This is a genomic window from Pseudoalteromonas sp. ASV78, from assembly GCF_047806705.1.
Lineage (GTDB): Bacteria > Pseudomonadota > Gammaproteobacteria > Enterobacterales > Alteromonadaceae > Pseudoalteromonas > Pseudoalteromonas prydzensis_A.
In genome coordinates, this window is record NZ_JBLOPA010000001.1 from 169,889 (window position 1) to 194,778 (window position 24,890).

A 24,890-nucleotide genomic window follows, 5' to 3' on the forward strand; every position below is an offset into this window, starting at 1 on the left:
TGGGTAGTGGAGAATTATTGTGGCGCAATCTAATCAATCAACCGATCTTGCTTTGGCCGGCGGCGGTATCGACCAAAGTGATAACGACGATCAACAAGAACAAAAGTCAGGCTATTTAAGTGCATTAAACGGCGTTGATGTATTGCGTCAAGTCACTTTGGTCATTGCGTTAGCTATTTGTTTAGCGATTGCAATCTTCGTGATTATTTGGGCGCGTCAGCCTGATATGCGGCCACTTGGAAAAATGCCAACGGAAGAGCTTATTCAAACGCTCGACTTTTTAGATGCACAAAAAATAGAATATCAGCTTGATGGTAATGTGGTGTCTGTTGCTGAGGGCGAATATCAAAATATTAAATTGCTGATGACCCGTGAGGGTATTGAGCAAGCACCCAGCTCTGGCACTGATATTATTATGCAAGATATGGGTTTTGGTGTTAGCCAACGCTTAGAGCGTGAGCGGCTAAAACATGGTCGTGAGCAACAACTTGCTCGTACTATCGAAGAATTACAAAATGTCACGCGTGCCAAAGTCTTGCTAGCTATTCCAAAAGAAAATGTATTTGCTCGTCGTGAGAAAAAACCATCAGCCACCGTGGTATTAACCTTAAGAAATGGCCGTATGCTCGGCAGTGAAGAAGTCGACGCTATTGTTGATATCATAGGCTCAGCAGTGCAAGGCTTAGAGCCGTCACGAGTGACTGTAACAGATCAAAACGGCCGTCTACTAAACTCAGGTTCACAAAGTCTATTAGCCTCACGCTCACGTAAAGAATACGAAGTTGAACGTAAACGTGAACAAGAATATTTAGAAAAAATAGACAGTATCCTCATTCCTGTACTGGGCTTAGGTAATTACACGGCACAAGTTGATTTAAGTATGGACTTTAGTGCAATTGAAGAAACCCAAAAACGCTACAACCCTGATTTACCCGCGGTACGCAGCGAAACCACCTTTGAAGAAAACAATATCGGCGGTTTAGCTATCGGTATTCCTGGTGCGTTAACTAATCAACCCCCAGTTAATTCTGATATACCTGAAGTGGCAGGGCAAGGTGGTGCTGGCACAGCGTCATCACCGAGTCGAAGCCACAAAGAAGCAACGCGTAATTATGAACTTGATACCACTATTTCGCATAAGCGTCAGCAAAGTGGTGTGATCCGCCGTATTAGTGTGTCGGTGGCGGTAGATTATCTGGCAACAGTAGGTGAAAATGGTGAAACCACCATGGCACCGCGTTCTGTGGAAGCCTTGTCAAATATTCGGCGTTTACTACAAGGCGGTGTGGGCTTTGACTTACAACGTGGTGATGCCTTAGAAGTTGTGACAGTGCCGTTTGTACGTGAAGCCATGGACTTAGCAATTGAAGTGCCGTTATGGGAACAAAACTGGTTTATGAAAGTAGTGCGTTTAGTACTTGGTGCGCTGGTTATCATAGTGCTAATTATGGCGGTGGTTAAACCGATGCTGAAACGCCTAATTTACCCAGATGACACCCTTGAAGAATATGATGATGATGCCCTGAGCTCTGGTGTTGATATTGGTGATAACACCCTAGATATGCTAAATAAAGATTTTGATTCTGCTTCGGTTGGCTTCTCAAGTGATGGTACACTACAGTTACCAGACCTACATGGCGATGAAGACTTATTGAAAGCCGTTCGTGCCTTGGTAGCGAATGAACCGGAACTCTCCTCACAAGTTGTGAAAGCGTGGTTAACTGAAGATGACTGATCAAGAACAAAAACAACTGCCAGCAGCGTTTGATGTTGATAAATTAGACGGTGTAGATAAAGCCGCAATCTTACTGCTTAGCTTATCAGAAGAAGATGCAGCGCAAATACTCAAGCACCTTGAACCTAAACAGGTGCAAAAAGTGGGTATGGCAATGGCGGCGATAGATGATCTATCGCAAGCCAAAATAAGTGCTGTACATAACTTGTTTATAGAGCAAATACAAAGCTTTAGTACGATAGGTTTCCAATCGGAAGACTTTATCAAAAAAGCCTTAACCGCAGCGCTTGGTGAAGACAAAGCGGCAAGCTTAATTGACCAAATTGTGATGGGATCTGGGGCTAAAGGCCTTGATTCACTAAAATGGATGGATTCAAAACAAGTTGCTAATATTATTCGCAACGAGCATCCACAAATTCAAACCATTGTTTTATCGTACCTAGAGCCAGAGCAATCTGCCGAAATTTTGGCGCAATTTCCTGAAAAAGTACGCTTAGATTTAACCATGCGAATTGCCAACCTTGAAGAAGTGCAACCAGCAGCCTTGCAAGAGTTGAACGAGATCATGGAAAAACAATTTGCCGGACAAGCTGGCGCGCAAGCTGCAAAAATGGGCGGCTTAAAAGCAGCGGCAGATATTATGAATTACCTCGATACCAATATTGAAGGTCAGTTGATGGATTCAATCCGTGAGCATGACGAAGAAATGTCGCAACAGATCCAAGATCTGATGTTTGTATTTGAAAACTTAATGGATGTAGACGATCGTGGTATTCAAGCTATCTTGCGCGAAGTCCAGCAAGATGTGTTGATGAAAGCAATCAAAGGCACTGATGATGCATTGAAAGAAAAAATTCTCAGCAATATGTCAAAACGTGCCGCCGAATTACTGGCTGACGATCTTGAAGCGATGGCACCGGTGCGTATTAGTGAAGTAGAAGCGGCGCAAAAAGAAATCTTATCTACGGCACGCCGTCTCGCTGATTCCGGTGAAATTATGCTCGGTGGTGGTGGTGGTGAGGAGTTCTTGTAAACCATGACCAAACCTATCAAATATCAAGGCCGTCCTTTACGTGCCAGTGAAGCGGTTGATGAATTATTAGAAAACTGGCCAATTCCAGATGTCACACAAGACACCCGAAAATTTGCTGGTCGCTCAACGGCGTTTGGTACACCACTGGCGGATTTATATCGTAAAGAGCTTGAACAAAGCGCAGAAGATTTGGAGCCCGAAGAGCCAGAGCTGCCTTCGTTAACGATGGCAGAGCTGGAACGCATTCGCCAAGATGCTTATGAAGAAGGCTTAAAACAAGGCCACGAACAAGGTTATATTGATGGCTTTGAAAAAGGCGTCGGGGAAGGCAAAGAAGCCGGCTATAAAGAAGGTCTTGAGCTTGGCAAAACACAAGGCCAAGAAGATGTAAAACCACTGATTGAAGAACAGCTAACTAGTCTAAAAGCATTGTTAGATAGCTTGTCAGCACCGCTTGCAAAAGTGGATGATGACGCCGAAAAGCAGCTAGTTCAGTTAACCGTTATGCTGACTGAAGCGCTTGTTTACCAAGAAATCAAAACCTCACCAGAGATTGTTTTGCAAAGCTTAAAGCAATGTATTGATGTATTAGCCAGCGAGCAGCAAAGTGTGCGTATTCATTTGCACCCTGAAGATATTGAGCTGGTAAAAAACAGTTATGGTGACGCTGCGTTGACAGATAATCACTGGCAATTAGTACCAGAGCCTACGTTAGAGCGTGGTGGCTGCCAAGTGAAAACCCCACAATCATCCATTGATATGACCATCAAAACCCGCGTCAAAGAAACATTGGATAGCTTTTTGCATAGTAGTGGTATCTAACGCTATTTTTGGTTTGCAATGAGCTCTCAACCTCGTCCATTAAGTGAACGCTTACAACAGTATCAACAGCATATTCATCGGCCGACACCCGCAGTGGCAGGAATTTTAACCCGCGTTGTGGGGTTAACCTTAGAGGCGAAAGGATTACGCGCGCCGGTGGGTAGTCAATGTAAAATTGAGACTATGCATGGTTTTGTTGATGCCGAAATTGTTGGCTTTAACGATCAAACATTGTATTTAATGCCCAACGATCATATTTCAGGTGTACTGCCTGGCGCACGGGTGATCCCACAAGTGAACGACACGGGATTGCCTGTAGGCATGTGTTTACTTGGCCGCGTAGTTGATGGGCTAGGTCGTCCACTTGATGGTCTTGGGGCAATCAAGGCTGAGCATTATTTAAAATTTGCGCAAAACACCATTAACCCGTTATCACGACGACCAATCACTCAACCAATGGATGTTGGTGTGCGCGCGATTAATTCAGTGATCACTGTTGGTCAAGGCCAGCGCATGGGTTTATTTGCAGGCTCCGGTGTGGGTAAATCAGTATTACTGGGCATGATGACTCGCGGCTCCGAAGCCGATGTTATCGTGGTTGGCCTTGTAGGTGAACGTGGGCGTGAAGTAAAAGAATTTATCGAAGAAATATTAGGGGTGGAAGGACGTAAACGTTCAGTGGTTGTTGCTGCACCTGCCGATGCTTCTCCACTAATGCGTTTAAAGGGCTGTGAAAGTGCCGTGACTATTGCAGAATATTTTCGCGATCAAGGTTTAAATGTTCTATTGTTGCTTGATTCGGTGACGCGTTATGCCATGGCACAACGTGAAATAGCCCTAGCAGTGGGTGAGCCGCCAGCAACCAAAGGCTACCCGCCTTCAGTATTTGCCAAACTACCTGCGCTGGTAGAGCGTGCTGGTAATGGCGGCGAAGGGCAAGGCTCTATCACGGCATTTTTTACGGTTCTTAGCGAAGGGGATGATATGCAAGATCCGATTGCTGATGCGGCGCGGGCCATTTTAGACGGTCATATCGTGTTATCACGAGAGCTTGCGGACAGTGGTCATTATCCTGCTATTGATATCGAAAAATCGATTTCGCGGGTGATGCCACAAGTTGTTTCAGAGCCTCATATGCAGCAAGCCCGCGTGCTAAAACAAGTGTATTCAATGTTCCAACAAAATAAAGATATGATCACGCTAGGGGCTTATCAAAAAGGCACCGACCAAATGCTTGATCAAGCAATCAATATGATGCCAAGAGTGAATGCCTTTTTACAACAAGGTATGAAAGAGGTGATCAGTTATGATGATGGCCTACAAGGGCTCGCGCAATTATTAGGGCAAGCATAATGGCGAATAATAAGCTCGATTTATTGCTAAAAATAGAAAACGATAAAGAAGAGTCGTTACGGATGAATTTTTTGCAAGCGCAGCAAAACTTGCAAGTTAATCAACAAAAGCTGCAGGGATTGAATAACTTTAGGCTGGAGTATACTCAGCAATTACACTTGAAGGGACAATCTGGTTTAAGTAGTACTGGGTTTAGTCAATACCATGCTTTTATTGCCAAAATAGAAGAAGCCATTCGTCAACAAGCTAATACCGTGAGTACTGCTAAACAGGTTGTTTCACAACGGCAAAGCTTATGGCTGAAACAGCAAATAAAAGCCAAAGCGGTTGCTAAATTAATAGAGAAACAACAGCTTAAAGCGAATGTGATCGCACAAAAGAATGAACAGAAAATGTTAGATGAATTTTCAGCAAATCAATTTTACCAAAGACACCGCAGTTTATAATTCATTGCGCTAAGTTGGATTATTTATTTATTCTAATCAGCTTAGGCATATTACTTGCTTATTTAATATATGAAGTATTTATTCTGGCAATTTGCGGCGGCAAATTGCCACTTTTAATCTAGGTGAATTATGGCTATTAGTGATCTTTCAGTGTTTATCTCAACTGATAAGGATGTTCAGTTAAACAAAAAAGACAGTGCCAAAGGCAGTGCAGCAACAGATAATGAAAGCACTCAAGGTGTTGATTTTTTTAGTCAATTACAAACTGCGCGTAATACTGTTGAATCCCTAGTGAAAGAGCCTAACAGCAGCATTGCAGCCGCATCTAGCGAGGTAGTTGTAGTCGCGGGCAAAACTGAAAAAACAGTAACCGACACTGAAAGCGATGCGACTATTTCCGGTGATGCCATGCTCGCACAGATCACCGCAGCTAATAATATGGATACCAGCGTAAATAGTACGTCAGCTACAAATTCTGCACTCACAACACGATTTGGTAGCTATCAAGAAGAAGCAATCGACCCAGATACACTTATTGAGATCAAAACACCGCGCCCTATTGACAAAGTAACCCCTATTATTGACACCCCACTAGAGGCTGATGAGCCTGTTGATAAGCAACTAAAAGCGACGCTGCTAACAGAAAAAACCGTTGTTGCAGAAGCCATTGATAAACAGTTGCAACTCAAGGGGAATACTGCTGGTGGAGACGCTGTCACACCTATCATCGATGACGTGCAATCAGTCAAAGACAAACAGCCAGCTAAAGACGAACAATTGGCAAAAGATATGCCGCTGAATAAAGTACTGGCTCAGCAATCTCCTGTATTATCAGGCTCTGCATTAGTTAAAGAGGTTGTTGCAGACAGCGGTGGTGAAAAAATAAAGCCAAGTGCTTATGCATCACAAGCAGCAGAGCAGAGCAGTTCGATTAAGGGGGATGCAAGCGCATCGCTAACAGAGGCTGCTGCGGCTATAAAAACCGCTTTAATGGCGGGTGAGGCAAGCAATACAAAACCAGTTAATACTGCGCCATCAGCACATGCTGCTGCACAATACATTGAAAATCCCACAAAACCTAATGATGCAGCGTTAGATCAGAGCACCAAGTTATTGCTGAGTGAACAATCGGCAGGACAAAAAAATGCAGATCCATTATTAGTTAACTTAACACCAGAGCAACGGCAACAGTTGCAAACACAAGTAAATGCTATCCGTGAGCAAGGTGCCACAACGGCTAACGTAACTGATTTAAAACAAATACTGGCTGAATTTGTAGAGCTTAATAGTAAAGAAGTTGCAAAACCTAGCACGGCAGTTGCGACTATGAACACGGCAGAGCTAACTCAACTAAGTAAAGACATTTCGCTGTTAAGTCCTGTGCAAAAACAGGCATTAAGCCAGCAATTACAAAATTTTGTCAGCACTGAGCAGCCCAAAGGGGCTTTATTAACTCAGATCAATACAGCTATTGCTGCATTAGCCCAGCCACAGAGTACTGAAAAACTGATTGAATCAAAAGCTCAATTGACCGTTCAGTCAATGACAGATAATTTAGCAAGCACCGCGACTACCTCGAGTCGTAACACTACTTCAGATACAAATAATAAAGTATCTGTGGCACAAGATGCATTTATAAAGGTCGCGAGCAAAGAGCAAGAAGTGAAGCTGGCAGTGCAAGATAATGTTCTAAAAAGCGATCAATTTGCTGAAAATATTAAAACAGAGCAAAGCCAAGTTCGAGATAACTCTTTGACTCGTGTTAATCAGTTGTTTGGACAAATTACAGGGCTGGCAACGGCACTTACAGCAACGGCGGTTTCTGAAGGTAGTGAGCAAAGTTATCAACAAGCACTGGCTGATATGCAAGTAATGCACGCTCAACAAGCGAGTCCTACATCAGCAACCAAACAAGTAAACCTTGACCCTACGGTATTGCAAGCGTTGAATATTGTGAAAAGTGACGCGGCTAAGTTATTACAAGAACGAGTGAGCGCTTTATTAAGTATCAACAATAAAGAAGCTGAAATACGTCTAGACCCACCAGAAATGGGCAGTATGCAAATTCGTATTCGTAGTGATGCCGAGCAAGCACACATTAATTTTGTTGTGCAAAATCAACAAGCCAAAGAAGCGCTTGAGCAATCATTACCCCGATTACGTGAATTACTAGCACAACAAGGTATTGAATTAGGCGAAAGTAGTATTCAGCAAGGTAATAGCCAAGCAGAACACGGTGCCGATGGACAGCAAAATGGCCAAGGTCAATCGGCAAATCAGCAACAAAATGAACAGCAGGATAGCGTAACTCAGCAACCATCAGGGGCAACTGGGCAACAATCTTCATCATCAATAGATTACTATGCCTAACACCTGCTATTATAAGACTATAAAAATAAATAACTTGATGGTGTGTAGTGACACTCGTAATATCACTATTATCAAGGAATAAAGGAAATCGGCATGGCTGAAGAAACAAATTTAGAAATTGAAGACGGTAGCAAAAATAAAAAGAAGTGGATCATCATTATTGCAGCGGCCGTTTTAGTAATAGGTGGTGCAGCCTGGTTTTTCTTGATGTCAGGCTCTGATACTGCACCAGAAACACTTGCCGATGAATCAGTTACGGCATCAGAGCCCGCTGCTGCCAGTGGTGATGGTGCAAAAGTCGGCAGTGCTTTGTATGTCGCTATGCCGCGACCATTTATTTTTAATGTCCCTGGCGCCAGTCGTGATCGTATCGTGCAAATTAAAGTGCAATTGTTGGTACGTGGTGATGTCAATGAAGAAATTGCCAAAAAGCATATTCCACTGATTGAAGGCACCTTACTTGGCGTATTTTCAACCACGACAGCCGATGAACTCGGCACCAGTGAAGGAAAAGAAACACTACGAGTGGCAGCGCTTGATAAAGTACAAGCTGCGTTAACTGACGTAGAAGGTAGTAAAGTAATCGAGCGGGTGTTGTTTACCGGCTTTGTAATGCAATAAGGGGTCAGCGTGAGCGATTTATTATCCCAAGATGAAATCGATGCCCTCTTACATGGTGTTGATGAAGTCGAAGAGGAGGATTTACAAGACGGTGATGATGGCGGTAGTACGCTGCAATACGATTTTTCTTCACAAGATCGTATTGTTCGTGGCCGTATGCCGACTTTGGAAATTGTTAACGAACGCTTTGCAAGGCACATGCGCATCAGCTTGTTCAATATGATGCGCCGTACTGCTGAAGTCTCTATCAATGGCGTACAAATGATAAAGTTTGGTGAGTATATCCACACTTTATTTGTTCCTACCAGCCTTAATATGGTGCGTTTTCGTCCGCTTAAAGGCACCGGCTTAATCACCATGGAAGCACGGTTAGTGTTTATTTTGGTTGATAACTTTTTCGGTGGTGATGGTCGCTATCATGCGAAAATAGAAGGGCGCGAATTTACGCCTACCGAACGACGTATCGTGCAAATGCTACTAAAAATAATCTTTGAAGATTACAAAGAAGCATGGGCGCCAGTTATGGACGTGTCTTTTGAATACCTTGATTCAGAAGTAAACCCAGCGATGGCAAATATTGTTAGTCCAACCGAAGTGGTGGTGATCAGTTCATTCCACATTGAACTTGACGGCGGCGGTGGTGATTTTCATATTGCCTTGCCATATTCAATGCTTGAACCTATTCGTGAATTGCTCGATGCGGGTGTGCAATCGGATACAGAAGACACCGATTTACGTTGGAGTAAAGCGCTCCGTGATGAAATTATGGATGTGGAAGTTGAAATATCAACACAACTACTCGAAGTTGATTTAAGCTTAGCGCAAATAATGGAATTAAAAGCAGGGGATATTATCCCTGTTGAAATGCCAGAGCATATCACGGTATTCGTTGAAGAATTACCAACATTTAGAGCCAAAATGGGTCGCTCTCGCGATAATGTTGCGCTACAAATTAGTGAAAAAATTAAACGTCCTGAATCGGTTAAATCGGAACTGCATGTCTTTACTAAAGGCGGCAAAAAACTTGATTCAGATGCGGAATTAGCAGAACTAGAAGATGATCTACACCTTTCGGAAGGCGTAGATTTAGACTGGTAAGAGAATAAAAAGGTTTAATAGTATGAGTGATGACCAAGATACAATGGACGAATGGGCCGCAGCATTGGCAGAAGCCGAAGGAACAGATAGTGCTGATGGTGCCAAAGTAACTGAGCTTGACGAGTTAAGTGACACTAGACATGAAATGAGTGGCGAAGAAAAACGCAAACTCGATACAATTTTAGATATCCCCGTTACGATTTCCATGGAAGTCGGACGTTCAAAAATCAATATTCGTAACTTACTTCAGCTTAACCAAGGATCGGTGGTTGAACTTGATCGCGTAGCAGGAGAACCATTGGATGTATTAGTTAATGGTACATTGATAGCGCACGGTGAAGTGGTCGTAGTTAATGATAAATTTGGTATCCGCCTGACTGACGTGATCAGCCAAGTTGAACGGATCAAAAAATTGCGATGAACAGTTGGCTATTTTTATCTACCGCAGCCAGCGCAGCGCTGCCCACAGCGACACCGATGGGCGATTTACTGTCAATGGCGATGTCTTTAATCATGGTGCTAGTACTGATTGTAGTACTGGCATTTTTGGTTAAAAAACTAAATCCTAATTTATCGAATACAGATGAATTTAAAGTGGTACGTAGTTTACCGTTAAGTACACGAGAGCGATTGATGGTTATCGAAATTGATAATTGTCAGCACTTACTTGGTGTTACACCACACAGTATTAACTACCTGCATAAATTAGAAACTCCGTTGAGCGAAAAAGAGTTGCCGGCTCTTGCAGAGCGCTTTGGTAAGCTTTTAAACCCACAAACTAACCACACTAAAAAGAACTAATAATATGATTAAGTGGCTGCTGCTATTTTTTGCACTGATTTTCATACCTTCAGTTAACGCCGAAGGTATCGAAGCGTTGAGTATTACTACCAATCCAGATGGTTCACAAGATTACTCGGTAACGCTGCAAGTGCTCGCCATTATGACTGCGATGAGCTTTATTCCCGCAGCGGTGATCATGATGACTTCATTTACACGGATCATCGTGGTGTTGGCAATTTTACGCCAAGCCATTGGTTTGCAACAAACGCCTTCCAATCAAATACTATTAGGTATGTCATTATTTTTAAGTATTTTTATTATGGCGCCGGTGTACCAAAAAGTGAATGAGCAGGCGATTGAACCGTACTTGAATGAGCAGGTCACATCGATTCAAGCCTTAGAGCTTGCCAAAGAGCCAATGAAGGCATTTATGCTTTCACAAGTGCGTATTAAAGACTTAGAAACGTTCGCTAAAATTGCAGGTTATGATCAGTTAGACTCACCTGAAGCGACACCATTAATCGTGCTTATTCCTGCTTTTGTAACCAGTGAACTGCAAACCGCGTTTATTATCGGCTTTATGTTTTTTATTCCATTTTTGATCGTTGATCTAGTGGTTGCGTCGGTATTAATGGCAATGGGTATGATGATGCTATCGCCGATGATAGTGTCGTTACCATTTAAAATTATGTTGTTTGTACTGGTTGATGGTTGGAGCTTAGTGATGGGCACTTTAGCGAAAAGCTTTGGTTTGGGTACCTAATATGGCAATACAACACTGTGTAAAGCACGGCTAGGAGCGCACCATGGAACCGGAAATTTTTGTTGATATACTCAGCGATGCCTTATTCTTAGTTATTAAGTTAGTCTCCGCGATTGTAGTACCAGGCCTGTTGGTCGGTTTAGTGGTGGCGGTGTTTCAGGCCGCAACCTCAATTAATGAACAAACCCTCAGTTTTTTACCACGCTTATTAATTACCATCAGTGCGCTGATTGTCGGAGGGCATTGGTTAACCCAAGAGTTGATGGACTTTTTTACACGGTTGATCATACTTATCCCAGAGATTGCAGGCTAGTATGGAGTTCCCTTTTTCGCTCATCATCCAGTGGCTGAGTGACTTTTTACTGCCGTTAGTGCGTATCAGCTCGATGATTATGGTAATGGCAGGCATTGGTGCTAAAACTGTGCCGACGCGGATAAAAATGGGGCTTGCCGTGGTCACTACTTTTTTAGTGGTGCCCGTGTTACCACCTGTCACGTTTAATAACTTATTCTCCTTTGAAATGATTTTAGTGGTCATTCAACAACTGCTTATTGGTGTCGCTATTGGTTTTGCTTCATTGTTAATGTTAAATACTTTTGTATTGGCTGGACAAATTTTGGCGATGCAAACTGGTTTAGGTTTTGCCTCCATTGTTGATCCCTCTAATGGTATGAGTGTACCTGCTGTGGGGCAGTTTTATTTGATTTTAGCAACGCTGTTATTCTTTGTATTTAATGGCCATTTAATGATGATCCAAATGGTGGTGCATAGCTTTGCAGTACTGCCGATTGATGGTAATTGGTGGGCGGTGGATCACTATTGGGACATAGTGACGTGGGGCGGCTGGATGTTTACTACGGCACTGGTGTTATCACTGGCACCTTTAACAGCTATGTTAGTGATCAATATGTCGTTTGGCGTGATGACCCGCGCAGCGCCGCAGTTAAATATTTTTTCTATTGGTTTTCCGTTTACTCTAGTGGCAGGGCTGGTGATTATATGGGCAACCTTAGGTAACTTTGTGACTCAATTTGAATTTCAATGGCTAAAAATGGTTGAGTTAATGTGTACTTTAGTTGGTTGTTCCCCTTAGGAGAGAGTGATGGCTGAAGATTCAGGTCAAGAAAAAACCGAAGAACCCACTGGAAAAAAAATTGAAGAGTCGAAAAAGAAAGGTCAAATAGCTCGCTCTAAAGAGCTAGGCACCATGTTTGTACTTATTTTTTCTGCTATCTCATTGTTGATGTACGGACCTGAAATTGGCAAGGGTTTGTATAATATTATGGGCCGCATGCTCAGCTTAAATCGCAATGAAACGTACGACACCACCAAGATGTTTTCGGTATGGGGAACTGTTGCCGATGCGTTGCTATTTCCGATGGCGATGTTTGTGTTTATTATTGTACTGGCGGCTTTTATTGGCAACACTTTGCTCGGCGGCTTTAACTTTAGTTGGCAAGCAGCAGCACCAAAAGCCAGCAAAATGTCGCCAGCCAAAGGCATTAAACGGATGCTAGGCCCTCAAGCGGGGGTTGAGCTGGTTAAATCGATTTTAAAATTTGTCGTAGTTGCAGGCTTTGCCATATTTTTGATTAATACTTTTTTTGATGAAATTCTCCATTTGAGTGTTGAAAGTGCCCCGGGTAATATTATTCATGCTTTAGAAATACTGGCTTGGATGTTTTTAGGATTAACCTGCACCTTAACCATTATTGCTGCCATTGATGCGCCATACCAAAGCCATAAACATCACAAAGAATTAAAAATGACTTTGCAAGAAGTTAAAGATGAATATAAAAATTCTGAAGGTGACCCACAAATAAAAGCCCGTATCAGGCAAACGCAAAGACAAATGTCGCAGCGCCGCATGATGCAGGATGTGCCTGATGCCGATGTCGTTGTTACTAACCCTACTCATTACTCTGTGGCATTAAAGTACGATACTGAGCGTGCCGGCGCACCGATTGTGGTTGCCAAAGGGGTCGATGAAATGGCGATGCAAATTAGAAAAATAGCCATTGGTAACGAGGTCGCAATTGTGGAATCCCCTATGTTGACACGGGCACTGTATCATACCGCCGAAGTGGGTGAGCAAATTCCTGACCAACTATTTACCGCGGTCGCACAAGTTTTAGCTTATGTATTTCAGCTAAAACGTTTTCAAAAAGGTCGCGGCAAACGGCCAACAAAATTAAATAAAACGCTGCCAATTCCAGATGCCTACAAGTATTGATTTGAATAATCAGTATTTTTTAAGCTATTAATTAATAACTTGGAATAGTTATTGCAAATTCCGTGTAGTGTCAATTTTTTGAAATTGTAGAATTATGGAATTTAAAGCTGTATTACAACAACTTAATAAAGATAAAAAAGAGTATTTAAAAGGTGTAGGGACGCCTTTGCTGGTGCTTGCTGCGCTGGGCATGGTGATTTTACCGTTACCGCCATTTTTACTCGACATTCTTTTTTCGTTTAATATAGCTTTAGCGCTAGTGGTTTTGTTGGTAACCGTATACACCATGAAACCGGTAGACTTTGGGATGTTCCCCGCCGTGCTATTGATTGCCACCATTATGCGTTTAGCACTTAACGTGGCCAGTACTCGGGTAGTATTGCTAGAAGGGCACAACGGCGGGGATTCCGCCGGTAAAGTAATTGAAGCTTTCGGCTCGGTGGTGATCGGAGGCAATTATGCTGTTGGTCTCGTGGTATTTTTAATCTTGATCATCATTAACTTTGTGGTAATCACGAAAGGCGCAGGCCGGATCTCTGAAGTATCAGCACGCTTTACCTTAGATGCGATGCCAGGTAAACAAATGGCCATTGATGCTGATTTAAATGCAGGTTTTATCAGTGCCGAGCAAGCGCGAGATCGTCGTGAAGAAGTCACTCGCGAGGCCGACTTCTACGGCTCAATGGATGGGGCAAGTAAGTTTGTAAAAGGCGATGCGATTGCCGGTATCGTCATTTTGATCATCAATATTGTCGGTGGTTTATTTGTTGGCATGATCCAGCATGATTTAAGCTTTGGCAACGCTATGGAAGTGTATACCTTGCTTACCATTGGTGATGGCTTAGTTGCGCAATTACCTTCATTACTATTATCAATTGGCACTGCAATCGTTGTAACCCGTCAAAATGAATCGCTCAATATGGGCGACCAATTCAAGAAACAACTCGGTAATGAAAAGTCACTATTTATCGCTTCAGGTATTTTAATCGTGATGGGCTTAGTGCCGGGTATGCCACATTTTGCATTTTTAAGCTTAGGGGCGTTACTGGGTTACCTCGCTTATTATGTACAGCAAAATAAACTTAAAGAAGCGGCAGCGAAAGAAGCTGAAGCTGCAAATGGTGGGCCTGCTGGCACCGGTGTTGCAAATAAACAAGAGCAAAAAGAACTTGGTTGGGATGATGTTCAGCAAGTGGATGTAATTGGTCTTGAAGTTGGCTATCGTTTAATTCCATTGGTTGATCAATCACAAGGTGGCGAGCTGTTAAATCGGATCAAAGGGGTACGTAAAAAATTATCTCAAGAATTAGGGTTTTTAGTACCACCGGTGCATATTCGCGATAACTTAGAACTTGACCCTAATGCATACAGAATCACCATGATGGGTGTATCAACGGGTGAAGGTGAGCTTAAGCATGGTGATGAGCTGGCGATAAACCCTGGGCAAGTATTTGGCCCAATCAAAGGGATTGAAACAAAAGATCCTGCCTTTGGTTTAGATGCCATTTGGATCAAACCTGATCAAAAAGATGAAGCGCAATCGCTTGGTTATACGGTGGTTGATGCCGCGACTGTGGTAGCAACGCATATAAGTCAATTATTGACTAACAGTGCCGCGCTATTACTTGGCCATGAAGAAGTACAAAACCTCCTTGATATGCTTGCCAAGAGCCACCCTCGGTTAGTTGAAGGGCTAGTACCAGATACCTTGCCACTGACGGTCATTGTTAAAGTCTTACAAAATTTATTGAATGAAGGCGTTGCTATTCGTGATATGCGCTCAATTGTGCAAACCTTAGTTGAGTACGGCCCACGTAGCCAAGATCCGGACGTACTAACGGCCGCAGTGCGTATTTCCCTGCGCAGATTAATTGTCCAAGACGCGGTTGGTATGTCAGCAGAAATCCCTGTCATAACCTTGGCGCCTGAGTTGGAACAGATGTTGCATCAGTCACTGCAAAATGCAGGCGACGAAGGCGCCGGAATAGAACCAGGACTTGCAGAGCGACTTCAACAATCATTAAATGAAGCGCATCAAAACCAAGAAATGGCCGGTGAACCTTCGATATTGCTAACGTCAGGAATGTTACGCACTGTGTTATCTCGTTTTGTTAAGTACACCATTCCAGGATTGCGAGTGATGTCTTACCAAGAGGTACCAGACGAAAGACAGATCAAGATTGTCAGCTCAGTAGGCCAATAATCGGATTTTAAAGGGGTTGAACCATGAAAATAAAACGTTTTTTTGCTAAAGATATGCGTACCGCACTGAAAGAAGTGAAAGATGAACTCGGTGTAGATGCTGTTATCATGTCAAATAAAAAGTTAGCCAATGGAGTCGAGATTGTCGCCGCCGTTGATTATGAAAAAGCTGCCCCTAAAGCACCAGCACAGCCACAAGTTACAATGGCACAAGCACAAACCAATGCTAACTTTGTGAAACCTGCGCCGCAACGTACACAGCCTGAACCGCAAGCCGCGGTAGCTGACAGCCTACAAGCATTATTAGAGCGTCAATCACCACGTCCGCGCTCACCTGAGCTTGCCTCAATGTTCAGCCAGTCAGGGATTGATACTGCAACTCAGTATCAGCCACAGCAACAACATCAAGCACCGCAAACTCGCCATGAACCTCAAGCACATAATGATTTTGCTCGTCGCGATAGCGCGCCTCGTCCACAAACGCAAGCACACAGCTTAGGCTTTGATGATGAACTTGAAAGTGGTTTTGATGATTTAGATACGCCAGTGGCAACCAAAAGCGCAGCAAAAACTGATGAGATCAGCGCAATGCGTGATGAAATGGCCGCGATGCGTCAATTACTTGAATATCAAGTGTCGGGTTTAATGCAACAAGATATGGCTCGTCGCGATCCAACTCGTGCTTGCATGATTGACCGCTTAGTGGGTATGGGCATCGACAGTGAAGTCGCAGAGCAAATGGCCTGTTTCATTCCTGATGATGTATCACGTCAGCAAGCATGGCAAGCACTGTTGCAAATGGTTGAAAACCAAATGCATACTACGAACAATGAAATTTTACGCCAAGGCGGAGTTTATGCACTTGTTGGCCCAACGGGGGTCGGTAAAACAACCACGGTGGCTAAACTTGCCGCCCTCGGTGCACAGAAGTACGGCGCTGATAAAGTCGCACTTATTACTACTGATACTTACCGTATTGGTGCTTATGAGCAATTAGCTACTTATGGTCGTATTATCGGCTGTGGTGTAAAACAAGTAAAAGATGCCAATGAATTAGCAGAAGTTTTATATCATTTACGCAATAAGCGTCTAGTATTAATAGATACCGCTGGCATGAGCCAACGTGATTTACGCTTAACCGAGCAATTAAATACGCTAATGCGTAATCAACGTGTCGATATTCGTAACTATTTGGTACTTAGCGCCACAGCACAAATTAACGTGTTACAAGAAACCGTAAGGCACTTTAAAAAAGTACAATTAAGTGGCTGTATTTTCACTAAATTAGACGAATCGCTAAGTTTAGGTGAGATTATCAGTATAGCGATTCAAAATCGCCTCCCAATAGGGTATCTTACTAACGGTCAGCGCGTTCCTGAGGACATTCGGGTCGCTAATGCAGAGAAATTAGTAAAAAAAGCTGAACAATTGTATTTAAAAAGAACAAAAGCACAACATTCAAGACGTCAAGCAGTAGCGTCAAGCACAGTAGGGATGTATGATTAACACAGTATTAGATCAAGCAAGTGGCCTGCGTAAAATGAGTCAAAACAATAATAACGGCGTTAAAGTTATCGCTGTCACAGGTGGTAAAGGAGGGGTTGGTAAAACTAACGTCTCACTAAACACTGCGATTGCGTTAGGTCAACTCGGAAACCGAGTATTAGTACTGGATGCCGATTTAGGTTTGGCAAATTGTGATGTGATGTTAGGACTGCGAGTAGAGCGCAACCTATCTCATGTATTATCAGGTGAATGTGAACTTGATGAAATTTTAGTCGAAGGTCCTGCAGGAATAAAAATAGTGCCTGCAACTTCTGGCTCACAAAGCATGGTCGAACTTTCTCCCTCTGAGCATGCCGGTTTGATCCGTGCTTTTAGCGAATTAAATACCGAATTTGATATATTAATCGTTGATACTGCTGCTGGTATTTCTGACATGGTATTAAGTTTTTCGCGCGCAGCGCAAGATGTCATGGTGGTAGTATGTGATGAACCAACCTCAATCACCGATGCTTATGCATTAATCAAGGTATTAAGCCGTGAGCATGGCGTATATAAATTTAAAATCGTGGCTAATATGGTGCGCAGTATGCGTGAAGGCCATGAACTATTTGCTAAACTCTCAAAAGTAACAGATCGCTTTTTGGATGTATCGATGGAGTTGGTGGCAACCGTCCCTTATGATGAAAATATGCGTAAAGCAACGCGCCGGCAAAAAGTGATTGTTGATTTATTTCCAAGTTCTCCTGCGGCAATAGCATTTAAAACATTAGCGACAAAAGCAGTTAAATGGCCTATACCTAATCAACCTTCTGGCCATTTAGAATTTTTCATAGAAAAACTAGTAAACGGCTAATTATGACGGCATCGGTGAATAAAGCGATGGGATATCAATCTACACAAAATTTAAATGTGATTGTTGAACGACATGCTTCTCTAGTCAAAAAAGTAGCGTGTCATTTAATCGCTCGTTTACCTGCGAGTGTGCAACTCGATGATTTAATTCAATCGGGGATGATAGGGTTAATTGAAGCATCAAAAAACTTTGATGCAAGTAAAGGCGCAAGCTTTGAAACCTTTGCAGGTATTCGTATTCGCGGTGCGATGCTTGATGAAATGCGTCGTGGCGATTGGGCTCCTCGCTCTGTACATCGTAATAGCCGCAAAGTAGCAGAGGCTATCAGCGAACTAGAAAGCGAACTTAATCGCGCGCCGAAAGACATTGAAGTTGCTGAAAAACTTGATATTACACTGGATGAGTACCATCATATTCTTAATGATGTCAATTCAAGTAAAGTGCTAGGAATAGAGGACTTAGGGGTTGATGAAGATGTAATTACCCCTGTGGGACATGATTTAGCGCTAGACAAGCCCTTTAATAACGTTAAAAATGAACGTTTTAATCAATCATTGTTAACGGCTATACAATCTTTACCTGAACGAGATGGGTTAGTATTGTCGCTGTATTATAACGATGAAATGAATTTAAAAGAGATTGGACATATACTCGATGTAAGCGAATCGCGTGTGAGTCAGATACATGGTCAGGCGATGATTAAGCTCAAAGCAAAAATCAATGACTGGATAAATTAGTAGTAAGTAAATATAGGTTCAGACCTCACCGGAGGATGTTTTGGATAAAAACATGAAAATTCTTGTTGTTGATGATTTTTCGACGATGAGACGTATTATCAAAAATCTGTTAAGAGATTTGGGTTTTACAAATGTACAAGAAGCTGATGATGGCTCAACAGCTTTACCGATGTTACAGAATCAAGAATTTGATTTTGTGGTAACAGATTGGAACATGCCGGGCATGCAAGGGATTGATTTGTTGCGCGCTATTAGGGCCGATGACAGCCTGAAACATCTTCCAGTTTTGATGGTAACAGCAGAAGCTAAAAAAGAACAAATAGTTGCTGCTGCCCAAGCTGGTGTTAACGGCTATATCGTTAAACCATTTACAGCTGCAACACTTAAGACCAAATTGGAAAAAGTGTTTGAGCGTTTAGGTTAAATAAATAGGAGAGGCTTATGTCAGCACCAGCTGCGCCTCAGATCAGTTTAGAACAAGCCCGTCAGCTTGTGGTTTACCTTGAAAACGGTGAACAAGAAAAAGCTGATCAATTAATTATTGATGCGGCGTCAAAAGAGCAATCAGAATTATTCGCCGAAGTAGGCAAACTGACGCGTCAGCTTCATGACGCGTTGAAAAATTTTGAGCTTGATACACGTTTAGCTGACTTGACGACTGAAGCTATCCCTGATGCTAAGCAGCGCCTTAATTATGTTATGGAAATGACAGAAAACGCTGCCAACAAGACCATGGATGCGGTAGAAGCAAGCTTACCAATTGCTCAACAACTTGCAGATGAAATTTCACATATCAAACCTACGTGGGACCGTCTCATGAATCGTGAAATTGAGCTGGGAGAGTTTAAAACACTCTGTCATAGCTTAGATAACTTCATGAATAACTCACAAGCTAAAACGGATGAATTGCAAGGGCTGATGACCAATGTGTTAATGGCGCAAGATTTCCAAGATTTGACTGGTCAAGTTATCCGTCGGGTGATCGAATTAGTTAGAGAAGTAGAAGACAGCTTGATCCACTTGTTAACCGCATTTGGCAGCCAAGATGATAGCGAAACAAAAACAATAGCACCAGCCATTGAAAAACCGCCTGCTGAAAATACACTTGCAGGCCCTGAAGGGCCAATTATTGATAAAGAATCTCGTGATGATGTTGTCTCAGGGCAAGATGATGTAGATGATTTATTATCAAGCTTGGGCTTCTAAGAGGAGAAAACTGCATGAGCTTTGAAGTCGATGAAGATATTTTACAAGATTTTCTAGTAGAGGCTGGAGAAATTCTTGAGCTTTTGTCAGAACAGCTGGTGGAGCTTGAAAATAACCCAGATGATACCGAATTACTCAATGCAATTTTTCGTGGTTTTCATACGGTCAAAGGTGGCGCTGGCTTTTTAAGTATGACTGAGTTAGTCGATGCTTGTCACGGCGCTGAGAACGTGTTTGATTTATTACGCCAAGGCGTGCGAAAAGTTAATTCTGAGCTGATGGATGTTATCTTACAAGCGCTTGACACAATTAACGAAATGTTCGCGACTATCCAAAGCAGAGAAAAGCCAGAGCCTGCCAATCCTGAACTACTCGCCGTTTTACATAAATTAGGTTTGCCGCCAACTGCTGATGAAATCAGTGGTGCAGCAGCATCAGTGGATGAGACACCTACACCAGTCGTAGATGCTGATGCTATTTTAGATGATGACGATCCATTTGCATTTGACTTATTATTTGATGGTCAGGTAGATAGTGACCAAAATGATACTCAAATTGATGAAATTACTGAAGATGAATTTGAAAGTTTACTCGATGAGCTGCATGGTAAAGGCCAAAGCCCAATAACCACAACCGGTTCAGTGCATAATGATTCATCGAGCAGTGATATTACTGATGACGAATTTGACAACTTACTAGATGAATTACATGGTGTTGGCAGCTTTGGTATGGTGAGCAACAACACTGCAAGTAGCCAAGCTGCTGCTCCTAACCCCGCGCCGATTGAAGCGCCGAAAAGCACCAACCCAGATGAAATCAGTGATGATGAATTTGAAGCTTTACTTGATGAACTGCATGGTAAAGGAAGTGCTCCCCAAGCGACAGAGTCAGCACCTGCGCCAACGCCATCCGCTGCTGTTGCCGCTAAGCCTGAAATTAAAAAACCAGCTCCAAGTGAAGCAAGTAAGGCGGTTGAAAAGCCAACCCCTACAGCAACGCCTGCGCCAGCCCCTGCTGCGGCTAAAAAAGCGCCACCACCACAAGCCGATACCACAGTGCGCGTTGATACTAAGCGCCTCGATCAAATAATGAATATGGTCGGTGAATTAGTATTAGTTCGTAATCGTTTAGTGAGCCTTGCCACCAATACTGAAAGCGAAGCGATGGGTAAAGCCATCTCTAACCTTGATGTAGTGACAGCAGATTTACAAGGTGCGGTGATGAAAACGCGGATGCAACCAATCAAGAAAGTGTTTGGTCGTTTCCCTCGTGTGGTACGAGATTTAGCGCGTAGCTTGAAAAAAGACATTAACCTGTTATTGGTTGGTGAAGAAACCGATCTAGATAAAAACTTAGTTGAAGCACTGGCTGATCCACTTGTCCACTTAGTACGTAATTCAGTTGACCATGGTATTGAAATGCCAGATGTGCGTGAAGCTGCAGGTAAATCGCGCACAGGTACCGTGACATTGTCAGCATCTCAAGAGGGTGACCATATTTTGCTTACCATTCGTGATGATGGGGCGGGTATGGATCCTGAAAAGCTGAAAAAAATTGCCATTAGTAAAGGGGTGCTTGACCACGAACAAGCAGCGCGCTTGTCTGATACGGAAGCGTATAACCTCATTTTTGCACCTGGCTTTTCAACCAAAGAGCAGATCTCGGATATTTCAGGCCGTGGCGTAGGTATGGATGTGGTGAAAACCAAAATTACCCAGCTTAATGGCTCTGTGAGTATTCAATCTGAGTTAGGTGTAGGCACCATCCTAGAAATTAAAGTTCCGTTAACGTTGGCTATTTTGCCAACATTGATGGTGGTTGTCGGTGAGCAAACATTTGCATTACCACTGGCTGGTGTTAATGAAATATTTCACCTAGATCTAACTAAAACGAATGTTGTTGATGGTCAATTAACCATTATTGTGCGTAAGAAAGCACGACCGTTGTTTTATTTAGAGCATTGGTTAGTTAAAGGTGCAGACAGATCATTACGCAAAGCGCAAGGCCATGTTGTAATTGTACAAATAGGTACGCAACAAGTTGGTTTTGTAGTGGATTCATTGATTGGTCAAGAAGAAGTGGTTATTAAACCGCTTGATGCTTTACTACAAGGAACACCGGGTATGGCAGGTGCAACGATCACCTCTGACGGCGGAATAGCGCTGATCTTAGATGTGCCAAACCTGTTAAAACACTACGCAGGTTAGTCCAATTCTTATCTTATTGTGAGAGCTAAACATGGCTCTCACAGATAAAATTTAACAAGAGTATGCCAATGGCAGTTAAAGTTTTAGTTGTTGATGATTCAAGTTTCTTTCGCCGTAGAGTGAGCGAAATACTTGAGCAAGATAAGGATATTGAAGTCATTGGTTTTGCGGTAAACGGCCGAGAAGCCGTAGACAAAGCAAATCAATTACGACCAGACGTAATCACTATGGATGTTGAAATGCCGGTGCTTGATGGGATTAGTGCTGTCAAAGAGATCATGGCAGCCAACCCAACGCCAATCCTGATGTTTTCTTCACTGACTCGTGATGGCGCAACAGCTACCTTAGATGCGCTTGATGCAGGTGCTTTGGATTTTTTACCGAAAAAATTTGAAGATATTGCCCGTAATAATGAAGATGCGATTAAACTACTACAAAATAAAGTAAAAGAAATTGGCCGCAGACGATTATCACGTTTTAGTCGGCCTACAGCAACAACGCCAGTGACGCCCACCTCTACAGCGACTACAACACGACCTGCAATTACTCAGCCTGATCGAAGTTTTAACCGCAGTACTGCGCCTAGCACAACCGCGAATATTCGTGCATCAGGAAAAAAATATCAAATTGTCGCCATTGGTACCTCTACGGGTGGGCCAGTTGCACTACAAACGATTTTGACTCAGTTACCGGCTAATTTTCCACACCCGATTTTGTTAATACAGCATATGCCTGCAGCGTTTACACCTGCGTTTGCTGCCCGCTTAAATGGTTTGTGTAAAATACAAGTAAAAGAAGCTCAACAGGGGGATAAATTAATGCCTGGCGTGGCTTATTTGGCACCCGGTGGTCAACAAATGTTGATTGAAGGGCGCGGTGCTAATCGTACACTGCGGGTTTTTGAAGACGATAGTGTGCGGATCACTTATAAACCGAGTGTCGATGTCACTTTTGCCAGTACTGCGAAAGCCTTTCAGGGGGATGTACTCGCTGTTGTGCTTACTGGCATGGGGGCCGATGGACGCGATGGTGCAAGAATGCTGAAACAAGCTGGCGCCACTATTTGGGCACAAGATGAAAAAACCAGTGTGGTATATGGCATGCCGCAAGCGGTTACAAGTGCAGGATTATCATCGGCAAGTATTGCGCTTAGCGACGTTGCTACTCGGTTAGTTCGTGAGATTGGTTGTGGATAAGCTGTCATTTTTAGGCCTGTTAGTTGCACTTTTTGCAATTGGCTTTGGTTATTCATTGGAAGGTGGGGTCGTTAGCGCATTATTTAATGGCCCAGCATTGATAATTGTACTCGGTGGCACACTCGGGGCGGTGATGCTGCAAACACCCGCCAGTACTTTTAGCAAAGTATTAAAGATTAGTCATTGGGTGTTTTTTCCGCCGAGTCATGATATTGATGGGGCAATTGAGCAAGTTAAAAGTTGGTCACAGAAAGCGCGTCAAGAAGGGTATTTGGCACTAGAAGAGATTGCGTTGACGCACTCAGACCCTTACGTTGCCAAAGGGTTGAGTTTACTCATTGATGGTAATAGTGAGCAAAAGCTCAGAGACACACTCGAAATTGATTTATTACTGGAGCGTGAGCGTTTACTTGAGGCCAGTCGTGTCTATGAAGCGTTGGGCGGTTACAGCCCTACCATTGGTATTTTAGGTGCGGTGCTTGGGCTTATTCAGGCGATGTCGTTTATCACTGATCCCGAAAAATTAGGAGCCGGTGTCGCAACGGCATTTATCGCGACTATTTACGGTGTTGGCTTAGCCAATTTATTGTTTTTGCCAATGGCTAACAAACTGCAGCAGCAAGTTGAACAAAAAATGCTTTACCATGAGCTACTCGCTGAAGGCATTATTGCTATGAGCCAAGGCGATAGTCCGGTCAATATTGAGCTTAAACTTGAAGCGTATCGCGTTGAGCGACCAACTCAGTTACAACAATAATGATACGCCGCCGTCTTCGTCATTCGTCGAATAAAAATCAACATACTGAGCGTTGGCTGGTTTCGTATGCCGATTACATGACTATTATGTTTGCTTTTTTTGTGGTGATGTATGCGATTGCTATCAATAAAGAAGAAAGCTTTCAAATTTTATCTGATTCGCTGGAGCAAGTTTTTGATAAATCAGCCCGTCAGCATTCCCAAGCAGGCCAGGGCGTAACCGGCACTGGTTTATTAACCGATAGAGTCAGCCCTGAGAAAGAACTACTGTTTGGTGAAAGTATTCAAAAGCAAGAAGTTGGCCCTGAACTGCTTGATGGTCAAAGTGATACGAGTAATATAAAACAAAAGCATTTAGGTAAACCTCTGGATAGTTTACTGACTAAACTGCAATCAGCTTTAATTGATGAAATACGCGACGGCGAAGCTAGTTTAGAGCTACACCAAGATTGGTTGATTATTGAATTAAGCTCTGGGATGTTGTTTTCAAGTGGTAGTGCCGTGGCACACTTACGTGCAAAACAAGTGATCAAATTAGTAAAAGATATAATTGCGCCCGTTGATAATTACATTCGTGTTCGTGGTTATACCGATAATGAAACTATTCATAATGAAATGTTTCGTTCAAACTGGGAGCTGTCTGTGGCACGGGCTACTTCTATTTTAGTCGAACTAGATACGCTGGGCATTAATCCTGCGAGAATGGCTATAGAAGGCTATGGTCAGTATTCGCCCTTTGCCGAGAATGACACCGAGCAAGGTCGTGCAGAAAATCGTAAAGTAGTGGTGGCATTATCTAAATATGGTTTACCAGCGAAACCAGCAGTCGCTGAGGAGCAAGAAACGCAGCAACTAGCAGCAGAGCCGCAAGCAATTGAGTTGCCAAGTGATGATAACAGCATTAAAGTGATCCAACTCCCACATGGTGGCATACGAATTACAACGCGCAATGAAAAAAAATAAGGTGTG

At 43.0% G+C, this 24,890-nt stretch carries 24 protein-coding genes; all 24 read left to right on the top strand.

Going from position 1 to position 24,890, the window contains the following annotated elements; all coding sequences use genetic code 11:
- Positions 1-19 precede the first annotated feature (19 nt).
- Positions 20-1,735, top strand: coding sequence for a flagellar basal-body MS-ring/collar protein FliF (fliF, locus tag ACMVDV_RS00680; protein WP_416156851.1), 1,716 nt, complete (start codon positions 20-22; stop codon positions 1,733-1,735).
- Complete coding sequence (gene fliG, locus ACMVDV_RS00685; protein ID WP_301562422.1) at positions 1,728-2,768, top strand: flagellar motor switch protein FliG; 1,041 nt, start codon at positions 1,728-1,730, stop codon at positions 2,766-2,768. The genes fliF and fliG overlap by 8 nt, the downstream gene beginning before the upstream one ends.
- 3 nt (positions 2,769-2,771) lie before the next feature.
- Positions 2,772-3,590, top strand: a complete 819-nt coding sequence (gene fliH, locus ACMVDV_RS00690; protein ID WP_416156852.1) for a flagellar assembly protein FliH — start codon at positions 2,772-2,774, stop codon at positions 3,588-3,590.
- An 18-nt stretch (positions 3,591-3,608) separates the two neighbouring features.
- Positions 3,609-4,943 carry a flagellar protein export ATPase FliI gene (gene fliI, locus ACMVDV_RS00695; RefSeq protein WP_304179373.1) on the top strand — a complete coding sequence of 445 codons (1,335 nt, stop codon included), beginning with the start codon at positions 3,609-3,611 and terminating at the stop codon, positions 4,941-4,943.
- Positions 4,943-5,389: a flagellar export protein FliJ gene (gene fliJ / locus ACMVDV_RS00700; RefSeq protein WP_416156853.1), complete on the top strand. Its 447-nt coding sequence runs from the start codon at positions 4,943-4,945 to the stop codon at positions 5,387-5,389. Before fliI ends, fliJ begins: the two co-directional genes overlap by 1 nt.
- Before the next feature lie 129 nt (positions 5,390-5,518).
- Positions 5,519-7,759 (top strand): flagellar hook-length control protein FliK, encoded by a 2,241-nt coding sequence (locus ACMVDV_RS00705; protein ID WP_416156854.1) that lies wholly within the window; start codon positions 5,519-5,521, stop codon positions 7,757-7,759.
- A gap of 93 nt (positions 7,760-7,852) precedes the next feature.
- The gene (gene fliL, locus ACMVDV_RS00710) at positions 7,853-8,380 is read left to right on the top strand and encodes a flagellar basal body-associated protein FliL (RefSeq protein ID WP_416156855.1); all 528 of its coding nucleotides are present in this window, start codon (positions 7,853-7,855) and stop codon (positions 8,378-8,380) included.
- A gap of 9 nt (positions 8,381-8,389) precedes the next feature.
- The gene (gene fliM / locus ACMVDV_RS00715) at positions 8,390-9,478 is read left to right on the top strand and encodes a flagellar motor switch protein FliM (RefSeq protein WP_064666539.1); all 1,089 of its coding nucleotides are present in this window, start codon (positions 8,390-8,392) and stop codon (positions 9,476-9,478) included.
- A gap of 22 nt (positions 9,479-9,500) precedes the next feature.
- Positions 9,501-9,899, top strand: coding sequence for a flagellar motor switch protein FliN (gene fliN, locus ACMVDV_RS00720; protein WP_192540946.1), 399 nt, complete (start codon positions 9,501-9,503; stop codon positions 9,897-9,899).
- The gene (gene fliO / locus ACMVDV_RS00725) at positions 9,896-10,279 is read left to right on the top strand and encodes a flagellar biosynthetic protein FliO (RefSeq protein ID WP_416156856.1); all 384 of its coding nucleotides are present in this window, start codon (positions 9,896-9,898) and stop codon (positions 10,277-10,279) included. Before fliN ends, fliO begins: the two co-directional genes overlap by 4 nt.
- Positions 10,280-10,283: 4 nt before the next feature.
- On the top strand, positions 10,284-11,024 hold the full coding sequence (fliP, locus tag ACMVDV_RS00730) for a flagellar type III secretion system pore protein FliP (RefSeq protein ID WP_416156857.1): 741 nt from the start codon (positions 10,284-10,286) through the stop codon (positions 11,022-11,024).
- Positions 11,025-11,067: 43 nt separating this feature from the next.
- Positions 11,068-11,337 carry a flagellar biosynthesis protein FliQ gene (gene fliQ, locus ACMVDV_RS00735; protein WP_304179359.1) on the top strand — a complete coding sequence of 90 codons (270 nt, stop codon included), beginning with the start codon at positions 11,068-11,070 and terminating at the stop codon, positions 11,335-11,337.
- A gap of 1 nt (position 11,338) precedes the next feature.
- Complete coding sequence (gene fliR, locus ACMVDV_RS00740) at positions 11,339-12,118, top strand: flagellar biosynthetic protein FliR (RefSeq protein ID WP_416156858.1); 780 nt, start codon at positions 11,339-11,341, stop codon at positions 12,116-12,118.
- A 9-nt stretch (positions 12,119-12,127) separates the two neighbouring features.
- Positions 12,128-13,258 (top strand): flagellar biosynthesis protein FlhB, encoded by a 1,131-nt coding sequence (gene flhB, locus ACMVDV_RS00745; RefSeq protein WP_304179355.1) that lies wholly within the window; start codon positions 12,128-12,130, stop codon positions 13,256-13,258.
- Positions 13,259-13,352: 94 nt separating this feature from the next.
- Positions 13,353-15,461, top strand: coding sequence for a flagellar biosynthesis protein FlhA (gene flhA, locus ACMVDV_RS00750; protein ID WP_304179353.1), 2,109 nt, complete (start codon positions 13,353-13,355; stop codon positions 15,459-15,461).
- 23 nt (positions 15,462-15,484) lie between these two features.
- Entirely contained in the window at positions 15,485-16,966 is a 1,482-nt protein-coding gene (flhF, locus tag ACMVDV_RS00755) for a flagellar biosynthesis protein FlhF (RefSeq protein WP_304179352.1), read from the top strand.
- Entirely contained in the window at positions 16,959-17,819 is an 861-nt protein-coding gene (locus ACMVDV_RS00760) for a MinD/ParA family ATP-binding protein (protein ID WP_304179351.1), read from the top strand. The genes flhF and ACMVDV_RS00760 overlap by 8 nt, the downstream gene beginning before the upstream one ends.
- 26 nt (positions 17,820-17,845) lie before the next feature.
- Positions 17,846-18,556 (top strand): RNA polymerase sigma factor FliA, encoded by a 711-nt coding sequence (locus tag ACMVDV_RS00765; protein WP_304179434.1) that lies wholly within the window; start codon positions 17,846-17,848, stop codon positions 18,554-18,556.
- A 40-nt stretch (positions 18,557-18,596) separates the two neighbouring features.
- Positions 18,597-18,980, top strand: a complete 384-nt coding sequence (gene cheY, locus ACMVDV_RS00770) for a chemotaxis response regulator CheY (protein WP_304179349.1) — start codon at positions 18,597-18,599, stop codon at positions 18,978-18,980.
- Positions 18,981-18,997: 17 nt separating this feature from the next.
- On the top strand, positions 18,998-19,762 hold the full coding sequence (locus tag ACMVDV_RS00775) for a protein phosphatase CheZ (protein ID WP_304179347.1): 765 nt from the start codon (positions 18,998-19,000) through the stop codon (positions 19,760-19,762).
- A 14-nt stretch (positions 19,763-19,776) separates the two neighbouring features.
- On the top strand, positions 19,777-21,969 hold the full coding sequence (locus ACMVDV_RS00780; RefSeq protein ID WP_416156859.1) for a chemotaxis protein CheA: 2,193 nt from the start codon (positions 19,777-19,779) through the stop codon (positions 21,967-21,969).
- Positions 21,970-22,037: 68 nt separating this feature from the next.
- Positions 22,038-23,165 carry a protein-glutamate methylesterase/protein-glutamine glutaminase gene (locus ACMVDV_RS00785; protein ID WP_416156860.1) on the top strand — a complete coding sequence of 376 codons (1,128 nt, stop codon included), beginning with the start codon at positions 22,038-22,040 and terminating at the stop codon, positions 23,163-23,165.
- Positions 23,158-23,922 (top strand): flagellar motor protein, encoded by a 765-nt coding sequence (locus ACMVDV_RS00790; RefSeq protein WP_304179341.1) that lies wholly within the window; start codon positions 23,158-23,160, stop codon positions 23,920-23,922. The genes ACMVDV_RS00785 and ACMVDV_RS00790 overlap by 8 nt, the downstream gene beginning before the upstream one ends.
- Complete coding sequence (locus ACMVDV_RS00795) at positions 23,922-24,884, top strand: flagellar motor protein MotB (protein ID WP_416156861.1); 963 nt, start codon at positions 23,922-23,924, stop codon at positions 24,882-24,884. Before ACMVDV_RS00790 ends, ACMVDV_RS00795 begins: the two co-directional genes overlap by 1 nt.
- Positions 24,885-24,890: the final 6 nt, after the last annotated feature.

What these genes read in the sequence shown, in the direction of transcription:
- fliG (WP_301562422.1), top strand. Translation starts at nt 1,728, where the DNA reads ATGACTGATCAAGAACAAAAACAACTGCCAGCAGCGTTTGATGTTGAT.
- fliH (WP_416156852.1), top strand. Translation starts at nt 2,772, where the DNA reads ATGACCAAACCTATCAAATATCAAGGCCGTCCTTTACGTGCCAGTGAA.
- fliI (WP_304179373.1), top strand. Translation starts at nt 3,609, where the DNA reads ATGAGCTCTCAACCTCGTCCATTAAGTGAACGCTTACAACAGTATCAA.
- fliJ (WP_416156853.1), top strand. Translation starts at nt 4,943, where the DNA reads ATGGCGAATAATAAGCTCGATTTATTGCTAAAAATAGAAAACGATAAA.
- ACMVDV_RS00705 (WP_416156854.1), top strand. Translation starts at nt 5,519, where the DNA reads ATGGCTATTAGTGATCTTTCAGTGTTTATCTCAACTGATAAGGATGTT.
- fliL (WP_416156855.1), top strand. Translation starts at nt 7,853, where the DNA reads ATGGCTGAAGAAACAAATTTAGAAATTGAAGACGGTAGCAAAAATAAA.
- fliN (WP_192540946.1), top strand. Translation starts at nt 9,501, where the DNA reads ATGAGTGATGACCAAGATACAATGGACGAATGGGCCGCAGCATTGGCA.
- fliO (WP_416156856.1), top strand. Translation starts at nt 9,896, where the DNA reads ATGAACAGTTGGCTATTTTTATCTACCGCAGCCAGCGCAGCGCTGCCC.
- fliP (WP_416156857.1), top strand. Translation starts at nt 10,284, where the DNA reads ATGATTAAGTGGCTGCTGCTATTTTTTGCACTGATTTTCATACCTTCA.
- fliQ (WP_304179359.1), top strand. Translation starts at nt 11,068, where the DNA reads ATGGAACCGGAAATTTTTGTTGATATACTCAGCGATGCCTTATTCTTA.
- fliR (WP_416156858.1), top strand. Translation starts at nt 11,339, where the DNA reads ATGGAGTTCCCTTTTTCGCTCATCATCCAGTGGCTGAGTGACTTTTTA.
- flhB (WP_304179355.1), top strand. Translation starts at nt 12,128, where the DNA reads ATGGCTGAAGATTCAGGTCAAGAAAAAACCGAAGAACCCACTGGAAAA.
- flhA (WP_304179353.1), top strand. Translation starts at nt 13,353, where the DNA reads ATGGAATTTAAAGCTGTATTACAACAACTTAATAAAGATAAAAAAGAG.
- flhF (WP_304179352.1), top strand. Translation starts at nt 15,485, where the DNA reads ATGAAAATAAAACGTTTTTTTGCTAAAGATATGCGTACCGCACTGAAA.
- ACMVDV_RS00760 (WP_304179351.1), top strand. Translation starts at nt 16,959, where the DNA reads ATGATTAACACAGTATTAGATCAAGCAAGTGGCCTGCGTAAAATGAGT.
- ACMVDV_RS00765 (WP_304179434.1), top strand. Translation starts at nt 17,846, where the DNA reads ATGGGATATCAATCTACACAAAATTTAAATGTGATTGTTGAACGACAT.
- ACMVDV_RS00775 (WP_304179347.1), top strand. Translation starts at nt 18,998, where the DNA reads ATGTCAGCACCAGCTGCGCCTCAGATCAGTTTAGAACAAGCCCGTCAG.
- ACMVDV_RS00780 (WP_416156859.1), top strand. Translation starts at nt 19,777, where the DNA reads ATGAGCTTTGAAGTCGATGAAGATATTTTACAAGATTTTCTAGTAGAG.
- ACMVDV_RS00785 (WP_416156860.1), top strand. Translation starts at nt 22,038, where the DNA reads ATGGCAGTTAAAGTTTTAGTTGTTGATGATTCAAGTTTCTTTCGCCGT.
- ACMVDV_RS00795 (WP_416156861.1), top strand. Translation starts at nt 23,922, where the DNA reads ATGATACGCCGCCGTCTTCGTCATTCGTCGAATAAAAATCAACATACT.